General features: G+C 70.6%; 9 protein-coding genes. 4 read left to right on the forward strand and 5 right to left on the reverse strand.

Translation table 11 applies throughout. The features are described 5' to 3' along the window. The 4 genes from JX613_RS13305 to JX613_RS13320 form a co-directional block, all read right to left on the reverse strand. Positions 1-483, reverse strand: a 483-nt coding sequence (locus JX613_RS13305) for a c-type cytochrome (protein WP_207101950.1), incomplete at its 3' end; no start/stop codon positions are given. Continuing rightward, positions 461-1036, reverse strand: a complete 576-nt coding sequence (locus JX613_RS13310; RefSeq protein ID WP_207101951.1) for an SCO family protein — start codon at positions 1034-1036, stop codon at positions 461-463. The genes JX613_RS13305 and JX613_RS13310, both read right to left, overlap by 23 nt. Beyond that, entirely contained in the window at positions 1033-2796 is a 1764-nt protein-coding gene (locus JX613_RS13315) for a hypothetical protein (protein ID WP_207101952.1), read from the reverse strand. The genes JX613_RS13310 and JX613_RS13315 overlap by 4 nt, the downstream gene beginning before the upstream one ends. Continuing rightward, entirely contained in the window at positions 2793-9764 is a 6972-nt protein-coding gene (locus JX613_RS13320) for a hypothetical protein (RefSeq protein ID WP_207101953.1), read from the reverse strand. Before JX613_RS13320 ends, JX613_RS13315 begins: the two co-directional genes overlap by 4 nt. 174 nt (positions 9765-9938) lie before the next feature. Here JX613_RS13320 and JX613_RS13325 point away from each other — a divergent pair, with 174 nt between their 5' ends. Next, positions 9939-12590 carry a trypsin-like peptidase domain-containing protein gene (locus JX613_RS13325; RefSeq protein ID WP_207101954.1) on the forward strand — a complete coding sequence of 884 codons (2652 nt, stop codon included), beginning with the start codon at positions 9939-9941 and terminating at the stop codon, positions 12588-12590. A 235-nt stretch (positions 12591-12825) separates the two neighbouring features. Here the strand turns inward: JX613_RS13325 and JX613_RS13330 are convergent, their stop codons facing one another. Next, positions 12826-13296 carry a hypothetical protein gene (locus JX613_RS13330; protein ID WP_207101955.1) on the reverse strand — a complete coding sequence of 157 codons (471 nt, stop codon included), beginning with the start codon at positions 13294-13296 and terminating at the stop codon, positions 12826-12828. 311 nt (positions 13297-13607) lie between these two features. Here JX613_RS13330 and JX613_RS13335 point away from each other — a divergent pair, with 311 nt between their 5' ends. The 3 genes from JX613_RS13335 (at position 13608) to JX613_RS13345 (ending at position 16433) form a co-directional block, all read left to right on the forward strand. Beyond that, on the forward strand, positions 13608-13922 hold the full coding sequence (locus JX613_RS13335; protein WP_207101956.1) for a co-chaperone GroES: 315 nt from the start codon (positions 13608-13610) through the stop codon (positions 13920-13922). A gap of 19 nt (positions 13923-13941) precedes the next feature. After that, positions 13942-15579 carry a chaperonin GroEL gene (gene groL / locus JX613_RS13340; protein WP_207101957.1) on the forward strand — a complete coding sequence of 546 codons (1638 nt, stop codon included), beginning with the start codon at positions 13942-13944 and terminating at the stop codon, positions 15577-15579. A 404-nt stretch (positions 15580-15983) separates the two neighbouring features. Further along, positions 15984-16433 carry a DUF892 family protein gene (locus JX613_RS13345; RefSeq protein WP_207101958.1) on the forward strand — a complete coding sequence of 150 codons (450 nt, stop codon included), beginning with the start codon at positions 15984-15986 and terminating at the stop codon, positions 16431-16433. Positions 16434-16452 lie beyond the last annotated feature (19 nt).

Genomic DNA, 16452 nt, shown 5'->3' on the forward strand with positions numbered 1-16452 from the left:
GCCGGGCGAGCGCGGCAGGGCCACGGCGACGCTGTCCGCCGCCAGGCCCTGCCGTTCGGCCGCGTCCAGCGCGCGCAGATGGGCGAACAAGGCGGCCATCGCCTGCGGCGGCCCCTGGAAGCGCGGCATCCGGGCCGAGATCACCCGACCCGAGGGGGTCACGCCCTGGCTCAGCAGGCGGGCAAAGGCGCCCTCGTCATAGGGGGGCCGCTGCGGCGTGGCGGCGGTCAGGCTTTGCCAGTCGATGGGCGGCGGGGTCTGGCTGCCGCCCTCGGTCCCGCCGCGGCCGTCCGCGCCGTGGCATCCGGCGCAACTGAACTGGCCCGGCGGCAGGACCGGGCCGTCCACGCGGCCAAGCCGGGCCTGCAACCCCTCGCCGCCCCCGAACAGGGCCGCGCCGTCCTGGGCCAGGGCGGGGGACGCCGCCAGGGCCAGGATGGCAAGCCACCCCGCGATGCGCCTATGGGGCGATCTGGCGGGCATGGTCGATCAGGGCCTGCGGTTCGGGAACGCCGGGGATGCGCCAGAACCTGCCGGTGCGGAAATCGCCCAGCAGATAGACGGCCTCGTGCGCCTCGACCGGGCCGGGCTTCAGGCCGAAGGCCGACAACAGCACGGGCGTGTCGGCGCGGCTGGCGACAAGCCAGTCCCAGTTGTCGCTGGCCTCGATCTCGGCGGCGGCAGCGGCCAGGCTTTGCGGCGTGTCGCGCCAGGGATCGACGGACAGCGCGATCAGCCGCAGGGGCGGCGCGCCGGCCGCCTGCAGGTCGTCGTCGACCAGCTTCATCACGGCCTTGACCATGGAACAGTTGTCCTCGCATTCCGTATAGATGAACGAGATCAGCACCGGCCCCGCATCGCCATAGCGCGACACGAAGCCCGCGCTTCGGCCCTGGGTGTCGGTCACGGGAATGTCGGGCAGAAGCAGCGTTTCCTGGACAAAGGCGCTTTCCATGGGGGTGGCGTGATCGTGCCCGGCATGGGCCAGGGCCAGGGCGGGCAGCAGGGCCAGCCCAAGGGACAGCGCGCGGATCATGGGACCGTCTCCAGGACCAGGGGGGCGAAGCCCGTGGGGTTCGCGGTGCGGACGATGACGACCAGCGGCAGGCGCGGACGCAGGTTCCAGCTTTGCGTGGTCAGGCCAAGGGCATCGGTGGCGAAGGGCCCCCTTTGCCGCCAGTTCCCGGTCAGCGCGGCCAGGTCGATGACGCCCGACAGGTTTGCGGCGGGCGCGCCCTTGCCGTCGGTGAAGCGCAGCCGGATGCCGCCCCCCGCATCGGCCTGCGGCTGGATGCGGCCCGGTTCCGGCGCGGCGGGTTGCGGGGACGGCGGCATGGGCAGCCCCGCGCAAAACGCCATCTGGCCCACGCCCGCGCTGACCACCAGTTCCCAATCGCCGGGGCGCGGCAGGCGGGCGGCGGCGGTGAACTGGCCGGGGCCAGTCGGGCGCAACCCGCGATCCAGGGCGCGCACGATCCGGGGGATGCCGCCGCGCAGGCGCATCGCCTCCATCGGGGGCTTGCCGCTGATGGCGTGGCGGCTGTCCAGCACGAAGCCGGTATAGCTGTCCGCATGGACCGCCAGCATCGCGGGTTCGGGCAGCAGCGGGGCCAGCAGCACGGCGTCCCCCGCCCCGGGTTGCGGCGGGCCGATGGCGACGCGGCCCACCACCGCCTCGGTCCCCGGCTGGATCCGGCGCAGGTCCATCACGCCGATGGTGGACTGGTCGGCCAGCCGCAGCATGGCGGTGTCGGGCAGAAAGGCCACCTCGGCCACGGGGCTGCCGGTTTCGGCGCCCTGGACCATGCGGCCAAGCGCCAGATCCACCACGGCAAAGCCGGTGCGGTCGCGGGCGTAAAGAAAGACCATCCGCCCCCCGGGGCTGGCCGCCAGGGCGTCGAATGTCCCGGCCAGCGGGATCGCCTGCGCGGCGCCCGGCGCATCCAGCCACAGCACATGCAGCGCGCCGGGGCCCAGCCACAGCGCGGCGTCGCGGTTCAGCCCGACCGCGACGGCACCCGGGGCAGGGGCCGACAGGATCCGCCCCCCGTCGTCGGCCAGCACCGTCACCCGGTCGGGGGACAGCACCGCAAGGCGCTGCGACGGCTCGGTCCCGCTGTCGCCGGTGATCGCCACCGCGTCCAGCGCCAGCCGCAGGGCGTGCCCCGGGCGCAGGACATCGCCGGTCCCCTCCTCCAAAAGCCAGGCCCCGCCCGAGGCCGCCGGCACCAGCGCGCCCGGGCGGTCCAGGCCGTCGGCCAGAACCTGCGTGTCGCCATAGGGCGTCACCGCCAGAAGCTGCCCCCGGTCGGGCAGGCTCAGCAGGAACCGCCCCAGGGACGGGTCGGCGGCCAGGCCGGCCGGGGGCAGGTCGAAGCGGCGCGCCGCCAGCAGGTTCGCGGTGCCAAGCGCGCGCTGCGGATCCAGAACGGTGAAGGCGCCGTCGCGCGCCGCCATGCCCAGCACCACCCCGTTCAGATCGACGCTGCCGATCGCCGCGCGCCCCGTGGCCCGATAGGCGGCGGCGGTTTCCCCGCAGGGCAGATCGCCCGGCCCCCGTTCCCGCAGCCAGCCCATCGGCTGAAGATCGGCGGGAACCGAGCCCACCTGCGCGGTGAAGTCCAGCACGACGTTGAAGGGCTGGCCGGGCCGGACCTGCGCCAGGTCGCCCCCGTCCGCCCCCGTGTATCGGACCTGCGCCGCCAGCGGCGGCTTCAAATCCTGCGCGGCGGCCGGACCGGCAAGCGCCGCGCAGACCGCCAGCCATGCCGCGCCCGATGCCGCCCGGCGCCTCACCGGCCGTCCCCCTCGCAGGCGCTGTCGCTGAACTCGACCAGCCCCCAGGTGCCGCCCGCCATCAGGAAGGCCGGGCCGTCATGCCACAGAACCTTGCCCTCGACCGGCCGGCGCTGTCCGTCGGGGCCGATCACCGTCGGCGGATGCAGCCAGGCCGAGACCGCCTTGCCCGGCGCCACCAGGGCCGAGTTCGGGAAGCCGAAGCCCGGGAACAGGTCGTCATAGCCAAGCCCGTTCATGATGAAGGCCCGCTGGCGCGCCCGCCCGCCGGGGTGGACGACGCGGATCAGCACCTGTTCGCCCGGGCAGGCCATCAGCACCAGGGGCTGGCGGTCCGGTCCGGTCGGACGGCCGCTGCCATGGGTGCTTTGGCCTGCGAAGAAGCGGGGCGGAAAGGTGACGGCGTTCAGGTCGTCGCTGGCCTCGATGCGGCCCCTGCCCGCGATGTCGGCGAAACGCAGCAGGCTTGCGAAGGGACGCGAGCGGTAGCTGACGCCCTGGTCGCCCCTGTCATAGCTGTCGTCGCAGATGGGGCAGTCGGGAACGATCCTTGCCGCCTCGGTCCTGCCGTCGTCCCATCTCCAGCGGATGCTGGATTGCGTATCGTGGTGGTTCAGCCCGTCCTGGTAAAAGAGGATGAATTCGCGGATGTCGACCGGCTGGTCCGTGCCGTCGGGATCCAGCCGCACGTCCCGGAACAGGGCGCTTGCGCCGAAACCGCCCGGCACCGCCGCGCCGCGCCAGGGCCGCGCCGCCGCGACCGGGCTGTCGGCCAGGCCCAGATCGACCATCTGCATCAGCCGTTCCCCGTCCGAGGCGGGGGTCTGCATCGGCGTCTGCAAGGGCGCGGGGATGGTCCAGCCGCGCGGGACCACGTCGATGACCCCGAACAGGCCGTGAACCGTTTGCGACACGACATCCCCCGTCACCCGCAGCGGCACGGGGCCGAAGGCATAGGGGATCCAGTGGATGTGCCGTTGCAATTCGGCCTGGGCGAAAAGCTGCATCCGGTCCTGCTGGCCCTGGTCCAGCATGGCGCCGGGGATCGTGTAGCCCACGCCCAGGACGGTGAAATGGACCGGATCGCTTCCCGCCGCCCGCCGGGCGGACCAGGACGGCCCGGGGCCTGCCCACTGGTCCAGCTTGTCCCGGGCCGCGATGACCGCATCGGCGGCAACGCTGTCATGGGGGTTGCTGCCCCCTTCGGGCAGGTTGATCCGCATCCGCCCGGCGTAAAAGCGCAGCTCGCCCGAGACTTCGGCGAACTGGCGGCTTGCGGGCGGCATCGCCGGGCTGTTGATGCCATAGCCCAGCGGCAGGTTGCGGATCAGGTCGCCCCCCGGCAGCCCGACCGACAACCCCAGCCGGGCCGAGGGGCGCAGCCCGCTGGCGGGCCGGGTCGTGGGCGTCAACGTGCCCGTGACGCGGGTGCCGTTGGCGTCGGTCCTGCGCGTGACCTGGGGCACGGGATCCACGTTCAAGGGCGCGATCTTCGGCATCAGGGCATCGCCCAGGCCGTCGGGCAGCCCGCCCCCCGGGCCGTCCTGCAGCAGGTTCACATACCGCAGCACGACGCAATCGCCCGCGTTCACCCGCATCACGAAGGGCTCGGGGCGGGCATAGGCGGCGCGCACGGCGGACAGCACGTCGCTGCGGCGCAAGTCCTGCCAGTCGCCGTTGTCGCGCATGTCGCGGCGCGCGCCCGGCAGGCGGTCGGGGTTCAGCAGCGCCAGCATCAGCCCGTCGGGATCGCGGCGGTGGCCGCCGTAATCCGTGCCGCCCGGCCAGGCGTCGGCCGTGCGCAGCGCCACGACAAGGCCCGCCGTCTCGTGCCCGGGCAGGCCGTTGGTGGGCAGGGGGCAGCCAAGCGCGTCGTTCGGGGATGGCGCTTCGGCGCGGCGGCTTGCCATCTCGGTTGGCGTGGCCGAGGCGTTGTCCACGGCGACCAGGGTTTCAGGCGCGGCCCGGTCCCCCCAGCGGGCCAGCAGCGCGGCCCGTTCGGGCTGGCCCATGTAGATGCGCACAAGGCCCCAGGCACCGTTCCACAGCGAATCCAGCGTGCCAAAGTTGTAAAGGTAATCCGACGCCTCGGTCACGCCCGGCTGCGGCGCGGCGGCGCGCAGGGCGGCATCCTCGCGCCGCCGTTCCATCGAGATCACGTCGCTGCGCAGGCGGCCGCGGATTTCGAAATGCTCGGAAATGCCGACCTCTTGCGCGAAGGTATAGCCCTCGGCGTTGTCGCAATTGGCCAGGGCGCGGTCGAAGGCGTCGAAGCGGGCGAGCGCCTCCGCGTCCTCCGTGTTGGTCTCGTCATAGTCCTCGCGGGCCTTGGGCGTCAGGTTCAGCCATTCGTCATATTCCTCGGGGCGGGTGTCGCGCATCGCCCGGAAGCAGGCGGCGCGTGCGGGATCGACGGTGACCGCCAGGTCGCGCATTCCCTGCGGGAACCGCTGGTCGATGTTGCGCGGCCCGGCGATGCCCGCCAGGTTGAAGACATGCTGCACCTCTTGCGCGCCCTGGATCAGGCGGAACAGGATGCGTTCGTTCTGATAGGCCTCGAACTGCGGGGTTTCGGGGTCGCGGCGCGGCGCGCTGGCGTCGCCCGGCATCCAGGAACTGAGGACATGGCCCGCGTCCCCCCGTTCCCCCGCCAGTTGATAGCGGTGGCTGCAGCGGGGCATGGTTCCCGCCATCAGCCTGCCCACGACCTCGCTGGGGCTGGCGGCCGCCGTGCCCCAGCGGGTCATGCCAAGGGCCGCACAATCGCTGCTGGGCGATCCGTCCGCCCGGTCGGTTCCAAGCCGCAGCGGCAGGGGCGCGTTGCGGTAGCTGACCAGATAGGGATCGTGGTGATCGACCGAGATGGATTCGGGCCTGACCGGCGGCGCGACGGGCTTGGCAAGGGTGCCGTTCCCGATGGGCCTGCCATCGGGCGAGGCGGCGCGGCCCCGGTAATAGACCAGGTGGTCGCGCAGCCGCAGGGCATCGGCGTCGCCCATCAGGCTGCCGTGCAGGCGCGCACGGTGGAACGGCAGGTCGCCCGGCGCGCCCGCCGCCCACCAGGCCGGGGCGGTGTCGGGTTCCCCGGCCTCGGCCTCGGCCTCGCCGCATTGATCGCTGGTGGCGGCGGCGCTGGCCGCGCCCGCCGCCTGCCGGGCTTCGCAGTAAAGCCGCGCCATGCCGGAATGATCCGAACCCGGCGCGGGCTCGACGGCCTGGGGGGTGTCGCGGTCGCGGGGATCGTAAAGGACGGCGAAATCGGCGATGGAAAGCGCGAATTCGCGGTAGTCGGGATGGGTGGGATCATCCCGCCCGCCCGCCTTGACGATCTTCTGCGCGCCGATCCATTCGGGCGTGCCGTCCCGCAGCGCCCAGGGGTCAGGCCCGACCTGGGCCGTGCAGCTGCCCTGCTCATGCGGGTCGCAGATCCGCGCGCCCGCCGGTTCGACCAGCAGAGCGGTATAAAAGCCGTGCTGCTGGATCGAGGAGGGGCCGAAATGGTCGTGGCTGAACACGGTCCGCATGGTGCGGTCCTGCGGTTCGGGCCTGTCGTCGGGGTCGCGCGGGTCGTCCGCGCCGTCCAGCGTCATGATGGGGTCGGCGAACCAGCGCTGCACCGTGGTCTGGAACAGGTCGCGATGCGCGGACAAGGGCAGCCGCCAGACCCGGCCGTTGTTCAGGGCGGCACATTCGGCGGCGGTCGCGGGACGCGCGCCCCATGCGCCCGGATCGGCCCCCGCGCGCGACGGCGTCATGCCGCCCCCGCGCAGGGCGGCGCAGCGCCGCGCCATCAGCTCGTCAGGGGCGAAGGTGCCGTCCTCGTAGTTCCAGCCGTTCCCGGACCCGTCCGAGGAGGTCACGTCGAACTTCACCAGGTGGATATGCTGGCCGATGGTGTCCGTGGGCGTCCTGACCTGGAAATCGTCCAGGTCCAGTTCCTTGGGCAGTTCGTTCGTGTGGCGGAACTCGATGCATTCGCCCGACAGGGCGCGGAAGAAGAACGGCTGCACGTCGTCGCGCGTGGTGGGCGAGATGCGGTCCCCCCGATCGTCCGCCAGCTTGAAATCGTCCGAAGTGCCGGTCAGCACGTCGATGCGGGCCTGCGGATCGTGCCAGCCCGCCCCGTTCACGACCAGATCCAGCTGCACGGCCGAGACCTTGTAGCGGCGAAAGCCGTTCAGGTTGGGGTCGATGATGTATCCGGCCCGGCCCGTCAGCGGATCGGTTCCGGTGGCCTCGCCCTCGCGGCCCCTGGCGCCGCCGCAGGGATCGGCATAGGGCGCGCCGGGCGCGGGCGGTGCGCCGTTGACCTGGAACGCGCCCGGTTCCATCGCGGTGCTGCCCGGCAGGGGCGCCCTGGGCGTGGGATAGGATCCGTTGGCGGGCGTCACCGGCTGGCCGTCGGGCGCGCGCACCGTCAGCCCGGCGCCGTTGTAGTGGAAGGCCTGCGCGGCCCGTTCCAGCGGCTCGCCCTCGGGGTCGAGCAGGCGGATGTCGGCATGGCCCAGATGCGCCATCATGTCGCCAAGCGCCAGGGCCTTGGCGACGATCTGGCTGCGCAGCGTTTCCAGGCGCGCGCGGTTGTCGCCCTGGTCCAGCGCGGCGGCCAGGTCCGCGTCCCGTTGCAGGATCGCCGGGGGCAGGTTCAGCGGCAGTTCGCGCGCGGCTCCGGTGATCACATGGCGGCCAAGCCCGCCCGACAGATAGGATCCGGCCGGCGCGCCGTCGCCGTCCACCGCGCGGGCGATGTCACCGGGGGCCTGCGGCGGGCGGTGACCGGCCTGGCCCGCGACATAGAAGGGATAGCCCGGCATGGCATCGGGCACCGCATCGGCGGGCGCGTCGGCGGCAGGCGCATCGTTGGCAGGCGCGGGCGCGGAGGCCTGCGCGCGGATCAGCCGTTCCGGCCCGCCGGTCGGGAAGGCGTGACCCGGCGACAGGGCCGCGCCGTCGCCCCCTGCGGCATAGGTGGGCAGCGGCGGCAGCGCCTCGCCCGGCAGGGGAACCAGCGCGGGGACCGGCGTGCCTGCGCCGCCGCTCCAGGCGCCTGTTTTCGGATCGACGCTGCCGGGGCGGATGAAGCGCGCTTCCCCGGGCGCGCGGATGTCGGCGGACAGGCCCGGTTGCGCCTGGCCGTCGGGCAGCTTGCGGGTGCCGTCCTCGAACACGTCGTGGACGCGCCACAAGGCCCACATGCCTTGGGCGAAATGCGGATACAGGTGGCAATGGAAGATCGAATCCCCCACCGTGCGGTTGCGGTTGCCCGACCCGCCGACATACCAGGCGCCCTTCTCGCGGCCCCGCCCGCCGTGATAGATGTTGTAGGTGAAGCCCTGGCCCGGCGCGACGGTCTGGCTGTCCAGATAGCTGCCGCGCCCGTGGTCGTTGCCCGCGAACCACTGGTGGGCGTGCAGGTGGAACACATGGGTTTCCTTGGGCCCCGCATGGAAGTTGCGGAACACCACCGGGTCGTTCAGATAGGAATGATGCACGTTCGACGGATCGTCCGCATACCATTCCAGCAGCGCCGGATCGCCATTGGCCCAGGAGGTCAGGAAGAATTCCTCGTACAGGCATTCCGCGCAGGCCGCCGCCGGGCCGATGCCCTTGCGGTTGGCCAGCAGCATCGTGCCCATGCCGGACGCGCCATAGTTGATGGCGAACCCGTCGCGCACCCCGGCCAACTGGCCGAAGCGGGCCAGTTCCTCGAAGTTGCGGGTGTAGAAGGTCTTCAGTTCGTCGTGGAAAAAGACCGAGAATTCGCGAAAGGCGTCAAAGCGCGGCTCCTCGGTCCGGTCGGGGGTCATGGTGTCATCGGCGCAGCCCAGGGGGGGATCGTCGTATCCGCCGGGGGGCCGGGCCCCGTGGTCGCACCAGATGATCGCGTTCAGGTCGGCATGGACAAGTTCCACCGCGTCGGCGGCGCGGAAATCCGCGGTGCCCAGGGGACGGGCCATGTTCAGGACCGGCACGCCGTCCAGCGCCTTTTCGTAATCGGGCGCGCCCGTCCGCGCATGGCGGGGGCCATCCGCGCGGGCAGGCCAGGCGGCATCCAGCGCCGCCTGCGAGACCTGGCTGCGATACCAGCGCGTGCCGGGCCGTTCGGCCATCACCGCCCCGAACAGGCCGTGGGTGATGGACCCGCCATCCCCCTCGCCCCCGGCGGGGGCGGCGCGGCTGGCGAAGAAATGCGTCCCTTCCTGCACGACCTCGTAAAGGCAGCGGAATTCGCCTTGCGGGGGCACGGCGTCCAGGCCCAGGCAGGCGGGATCGGGCGCGTCCTGGCCGGGCAGGGCCAGGGGCATCAACCCCTCGGCCAGCAGGTTCAGCGTGCGGGTGCGGGGCCAGTCGCCGCCCTCCAGGATCGCGCCCCCGTCAGCCGACGGGGCCCGGTCCCGGCAAAGCGCCTCCCCATGATCGACCATCGAGGCCGGCCCGCGAGAGATATGCGCCCCCACCGGATCCTCGCCCCCGGGGCAGAAATCGCGGGACAGGGTGCGCGCGGGCGGGTTGCCCGGCACCTCGGGGGCAAGCAGGTTCTGGACGCGCAGGAACAGCAGATCGCCCACATTCGCGCGCAGCACCAGCGGGCGTGGACGGCGGCAATCGCGCAGGCGGACCTGACCGGCCTGCAACGGGCCCGGCGGCGTGGGCTGCGTGCCGGTATCAGTTGCGCAATCGGCCGGCCTGGCGGCCCCGTCGCCGCCCATGGCCACCACGTCGCGGCGCAGGGCGAAGATCATGCCATAGGGGTTGAACGATCCGAAGCGGTTGTAAACCAGCATCTGGTCCAGGGCGACCATGTCGGCGCAAACCACCCGCTGCCCCCTGCCCTGCCGCGCCGCGACGCAGGTGGCGTCGAAGCCGGTGTCCCGGGCATGGGCCGGGCCGACCCAGGGAACCGGCGCGGCCAGCAGGGCCAGGACGGACAGAAGGACGGGGAACTTGAAACGAAACGGCAGGGACATGACAAACCCCGATGCGAACGGCCCGGGGGCACAGGGTTTCGTTAAATGCCCCGCAGGCGAATTAATGAAAAACCGGCAGTTTATTTGGAAATAACATTGCCACGAATCACATATATTCGCAATATATGGATATAGGGGAATCCCGTTTTTTTAATATCTGGAAAGAATGGTCCCGTGGATTATGATCTGGCCGCAGCGCGCCGGATGATGGCGGTGGGGGCCGACAGCCCCCGCGCGCGCTCGATCATCAACGAAAGCCGCCCGGTCTATCTGCTGCCCGCCGGGGGCGCCATGGCCGTGCCCGCGCCCCCGCATGACGTGGCGGGCATCACCCCGGCCCGGTTGCAGGCCCTGTCCGACAACCAGGCCCCCCTTGTCGCCCTGCTGGAGGTCGAGGTCGGGGGCCGGTTCGAGCCCGTGGCGACCGCATGGCCGGTCCTGCCCGTGGACGCGGAGGGCGACGGCACGACCCGCCGCTTCCTGACCGCCGGCCATGTGCTGGAGGTGGTGCTGAGCCAGCCCGACATCCTGGACTTTGCCGGGGCGGTGCAGGACCGGCCCGTGCGCCCCGCCCGCGTCGTCTTCCCGGGTGGCAGGACGCAGGCAGTGGACCGCTGGATCTGCGCCGCGCCCCTGGATCTGGCCGTGTTCGACGTGGCGGGCCCGCCCTGCCCCGCCTTGCGGCTGGACACCCCCGCGACGCTTCCCCCCGCCATCGCCGTGATCGGCTATCCGCTGGCGCCGGGCGTGGGCGTGTTCGCCGACCAGGCCGATCCCTATCTGCGCAAGCAGTTCCTGGCCATCGGCACGTCCGCCAGCGCCACGGACCGCGCGGCCCGCAAAAGGGCCGAGTTCCTGCATGACGCGACCACCCTTCCGGGCTTCTCGGGCGCGCCGGTTTTCGACCCCGCCACCGGGCATGTGGTCGGGATGCACGTCAAGGGCTCGCGCGAGGGGCTGGAGCATCTGCCCGCCGCCACCGCCCCCCGGGCCATCCAGGGGGACTGGAACGACGCCGTCCTGGCCTCGGGCATGATGGGGACGGACTGGCTGGCGCGGATCCTGGCGGGCCAAGGCGACAAGCCCCCGGACGGTGCAGAAACCCAGCACTGGACCGGCGGCACGGTGCCCGCCCCGCTCGAGGCCGAGGCGCTGTTGACCGCCACGATCCAGGTGCGCCGCGCCGACATCCCGGGCCCCGAGGGCGGCATCGCCCCCGACCGCCCCGACAGCCGCGACCACCCTTACCGGCCGGGCCTGTCCCGCGTGCCGGACTGCATCGTGCCCGAACCCGGCCCCGTGGGCGACCAGGGGGACGAGGGAACCTGCGCCGCCTTCGCCCTTGCCGCCGCCATCGAACACCAGCTTGCCGCGCGCGCGGATTACCGCGCGCCCGGCCAGGGCTTCACCGCAAGCGTGCGGATGCTGGACCGGATGGCGCGGCGGCATGACGAATGGCTGGACGACAGCGCCGACGGCACCAGCCTGCGGGCCGCGATCAAGGGCTTTTACCACAACGGCGTCTGCCCTGAACCGCTGTGCCCCTATGTCCCCCGCCAGCCCGCCTTCTTCCTGACCCGCCGCATCGCCCGCGCGGCGCGCGCCATCACGCCGGGCGCCTATCTGCGGGTCGCCCCTTCCGTCGACGACATGCGGATGGCCATCCACGAGGCGGGGGCGGTCATCGTCACCGCCGATGTCCATGACGGCTGGTGGGCGCTGGATGACAGCAAGCGCATCCCCTATGACCTGGCCGAGACGCCGCCCCCGCGCGGCCGCCACGCCTTTGCCGTCACCGGCTATGACCGCGACGGGTTCATCATCCAGAACGCGCGCGGCGGCGGGTGGGGCGGCTATCGCGGCCTGCCCGGACATGCGCTGTGGCGCTATGACGACTGGGCCGAGAATTGCCGCGATGCCTGGGTGATCCGGCTTGCCCCGCCCGACGACAAGGCCTTTGCCCTGTCCGGCGGGGCGAATGGCGCGCTGGCCGCCCCCCGCAGGCTTGGCCTTCTGGGCCATGTGCTTCACGCCGAACGGTCGGGCCTGGTCGAGGACGGCACCCTGGGCCTTGGCGCGCAGGGCGTGGCCGAGACGGCGGCCTATCTGGACAGCGACCGGGCGCGAGAGCGTTATTCCCGGCTGATGCTGGTCTTTCACGAACCGCTGATGGACGGCGACCTGATCGCCCATCTGGCGCTGCGGCTGACGGCGCGGCTCAAGGCGCGCGGCATCTATGCGTTTCACATCGTCCATGGCCTGGACGAGATGCTGTCCTGCCGCCTGCGCCTGTCCCATGATGTCGGTCGCGCGGTGACGCGTTTCCTGCGCGAAGGCACCTCGCGCGACGCGGTGCTGCAACGCCAGCTCGGCCCCGTCATCCGCCTGCAGGTCGAGCATCTGGCCCAGGGCGCCCGGGCCGCCGCCAGGCCGCTGTTGCGCGACGCGCTGGCGGCCTTGCTGCTGTTCGCCGCGCCGGACCGGCGGGTCGATGTCGTCTCGGTCGGCTTGGGCGGCGTCCTGGCGCAGGCGGTGGCCCGCGCCTCGCCTGTCAAGCCCTTGGCGCATCTGGCGATCGCCTGCCCGCTGCCGGTCCGGGGCGCGCGCCACTGGACCCTCGGGCCGAAAAGGGATGAGGCCGACCTGCCGGGCTGGCTGGGCAGTTGGGGCGACATCGTCGCGGGGGCCTTTGGCCGCAGCATCCGCACCGAGGGCGGCGAGGACGTGGCGACCGTGCAGGAACTGATGTTGCAGCGCGACTTCGTGGCGAAGCTGCTGGATCGGCTGGCGCGCGGTGGCAGGGAGGAGAGGCCCATCACAGGGTGATCCCCGACGGCAGGCACGAAGACGATATGCTGCTGCGGTGACGGCCGGCAGGTTTGAAAGGATGCTCCTTCGCCGGGCAGCACAAGGACGCCAGGACAAGACCACCCTGGCCTTCTTGTGATTGATCGCAGGTCCGGGGCGCCGACTCGTGATTGGGGCGCAGCATCGAACCGTGGGATCAAACGGCCAGAAGACTGATCGTCCATCCGATCCACCGGATGCCGGGGCGCAACACCTAATGCCGGAAGCGCGGCGAAAGGATCAGGATCCTGCCCTCTCCCTCGCCGTTCTCGCCCTCGGACCGGGCCAGGGGCTGTTCCTCGATGGCCGGGCGGCTTGCCTGCAAGACATCCAGCATGTCGGGAAAGCCGCTGGCCATTTCCGGCATCCCGGCTATGGCATAGGCGGACTGGCCCACGCTGGCGTAATGGACGATGGTGCCCCCCTGCCGCACCAGCCGCGCCGAAAAGAACGCGCACGAGATCAGGCATTCGTCGCCGATCCGCCGCGATTCGCCCCCCCGGGCGCGCCGCTGCGCCGCATCCATCAGCCGGACCGTCAGCCGGTCGGGCGCCAGGGGGCGGTGCATGTAGCGCGCCAGGGTCGAGGCCAGGTGAAATTCCAGATCCGGCGACAGCGCGACCTGGCTTTCGCGCATTCCTTCAACCACCAGATCCCGTGCCGCTGAAAGATAGATGTCCATCATGAAACCCCCAGCATCCGTGCCGAACGTCCATCGCCATGGGAAAATCTTGCCCCAGTCCCCGGGCAAATCAACCCCCCCAAGGGGGGATGGCGCTGAAATCACGCGATATTGCCCCCCGGCTTTTCGCTGTGGCCTTTTGGCAGCACCGTTCCCCAGGTGCTGACATTTCTGTCCCGAACCCCTCTTGAAATCGGCGGTGGTTGTGCCAATTCATGTGCCGCGCGATGCCAAACGGGTCGCGCGGGCCCCGCTCCGGTTTCCGGACCGGCGCGGAGGAACCTCTCAATCTGTTTGTCCCAAAGGAGAACGAGATGACGTTCCGTCCACTCCATGACCGTATCCTGGTCCGCCGCATCGATGCCGAGGAAAAGACGGCAGGCGGCCTGATCATCCCCGACAGCGCCAAGGAAAAGCCGCAGGAAGGCGAAGTCCTGGCGGTGGGCTCGGGCCTGCGCAATGACAAGGGCGAGGTGACGCCCCTGGATGTCAAGGCGGGCGACCGGATCCTGTTCGGCAAATGGTCCGGCACCGAGATCCGGCTTGATGGCGAGGATCTGCTGATCATGAAGGAAAGCGATGTCCTCGGCGTGATCGAGACGCCGGCGACCGCCCGGAAAGCTGCCTAAAGGGAAAGGAGTGCTTCACATGGCTGCGAAAGAAGTGAAGTTCAACACGGACGCGCGGGACCGGATGCTGCGGGGCGTGAACATTCTGGCCGATGCGGTCAAGGTGACGCTGGGCCCGAAGGGCCGCAACGTGGTGATCGACAAGTCGTTCGGCGCGCCGCGCATCACCAAGGACGGCGTCTCGGTCGCGAAAGAGATCGAGCTGGCCGACAAGTTCGAGAACATGGGCGCGCAGATGGTGCGCGAGGTGGCGTCGCGCACCAATGACGAGGCCGGCGACGGCACCACCACCGCCACCGTTCTGGCCCAGGCCATCGTCAAGGAAGGCATGAAGGCGGTCGCCGCCGGCATGAACCCGATGGATCTGAAGCGCGGCATCGACCTGGCGACCCTGAAGGTCGTGGAAGCGATCAAGGCCGCCTCGCGCCCGGTCACCGACAGCGACGAAGTGGCCCAGGTGGGCACCATCTCGGCCAATGGCGAGGCCAATATCGGCCGCTTCATCGCCGACGCCATGCAGAAGGTCGGCAACGAGGGTGTGATCACCGTCGAGGAAAACAAGGGCATGGAGACCGAGGTCGAGGTCGTCGAGGGGATGCAGTTCGACCGCGGCTACCTGTCGCCCTATTTCGTCACCAACCCCGACAAGATGATCGCGGACCTGGAAGACGCCTTTATCCTGCTGCACGAGAAGAAGCTCTCGTCGCTGCAGCCGATGGTGCCGCTTCTGGAAGCCGTGATCCAGTCGGGCAAGCCCTTGGTGATCGTGGCCGAGGACGTGGAAGGCGAGGCGCTGGCCACGCTGGTCGTGAACAAGCTGCGTGGTGGTCTGAAGATCGCGGCCGTGAAGGCGCCGGGCTTCGGCGACCGCCGCAAGGCCATGCTGCAGGATATCGCCATCCTGACCGGCGGCCAGGTGATCTCGGAAGACCTGGGCATGAAGCTGGAAAACGTCGGCATCGACATGCTGGGCCGCGCCAAGAAGGTTTCGATCAACAAGGACAACACCACCATCGTCGACGGCGCCGGTGAAAAGTCCGAGATCGAGGCCCGCGTTTCCCAGATCCGCCAGCAGATCGAGGAAACCACCTCGGACTATGACCGCGAAAAGCTGCAGGAGCGTGTGGCCAAGCTCGCGGGCGGCGTGGCGGTGATCCGCGTGGGCGGCATGACCGAGGTCGAGGTGAAGGAGCGCAAGGACCGCGTGGACGACGCGCTGAACGCGACGCGCGCGGCCGTTCAGGAAGGCGTGGTCGTGGGCGGCGGCGTGGCGCTGGTGCAGGCGGGCAAGGTCCTGGACGGGCTGACGGCGGCCAACAGCGACCAGGAAGCGGGCATCGCCATCGTGCGCCGCGCGCTGGAAGCGCCCATGCGCCAGATCGCCGAGAACGCGGGCGTTGACGGCGCCGTGGTCGCGGGCAAGGTGCGCGAGTCCTCGGACAAGGCCTTCGGCTTCAACGCCCAGACCGAGGAATATGGCGACATGTTCAAGTTCGGCGTGATCGACCCCGCCAAGGTGGTGCGCACCGCGCTGGAGGACGCGGCCTCGGTCGCGGGCCTTCTGATCACCACCGAGGCGATGATCGCCGAAAAGCCCGAGCCCAAGGCCCCCGCCGGCGGCATGCCCGACATGGGCGGCATGGGCGGCATGATGTAAGCACCCCTGCCACAAGGCAGACACGGGAAAGGGCGCCCCGCAAGGGCGCCCTTTTCCCATGGGCGCTAACCTTGCCTTCAGGATTTTCCTCTAAGGGGATAGGCAACAAGGCCGCAGGGAACCCCCATGATCCTTATCGTTGCAGTCCTGATCCTGGCCGTCCTCGGCCCAGCCGGTCCGGCCCGCGCCTGCACCCCGCACGCCAGCAGCACGTTCTGCCCCGAGGCTTGGGTTGCGCAGCGACGGGGAAGGATGAGGAAGGGAGCCACATGACCGAACAGGGGAAAGGCCGTCATCTGCCCTCTCCGGCTGGCCGGACCAGGGCCGCACCTTTCCCGCCCGGGCGGAACAAAGGACAGGCCTGTCGGTTCACCCCGCACAGGCAACCCCATCGCGAGGCAAGCATGGCCACCACCGTAGGCACCGAAAGTACCATTCACGACTTGGTCCGCAACCTGATCCTGCTGGAACATGACGCGATCGCGGCTTACGAATCCACCATCGCGCGGCTGTCGGATCCCGCCCTGTCCGGCCAGGCCGAATCCTTCCGCCAGGACCACCTGCAGCATCTCGAGGTGCTTCGGCAGATGGCCACCGAGACGGGCGTGGACGCGCCCCAGGAAGGCGACATGAAGCAGATGCTGACCACCGGCAAGATCGCGCTGGCGGATCTGTTCGGCGACGGCGCGATCCTGAAAGCCATGGCCACGAACGAGAACGACACCGTCACGGCCTATGAACGCGCCTCGGCCCATCCCGACGCCATCGAGAAGTCGCGCGCCTTCTTCGGCAAGGCCCATGCCGACGAACTGCGCCACCGCGAATGGATGCAGCGCACGGCCGAGACGCTGTAAGCCCGCCTTGCCGCCCGGC

This window comes from Paracoccus shandongensis (genome assembly GCF_017315735.1).
Taxonomy (GTDB): Bacteria; Pseudomonadota; Alphaproteobacteria; order Rhodobacterales; family Rhodobacteraceae; genus Paracoccus; species Paracoccus shandongensis.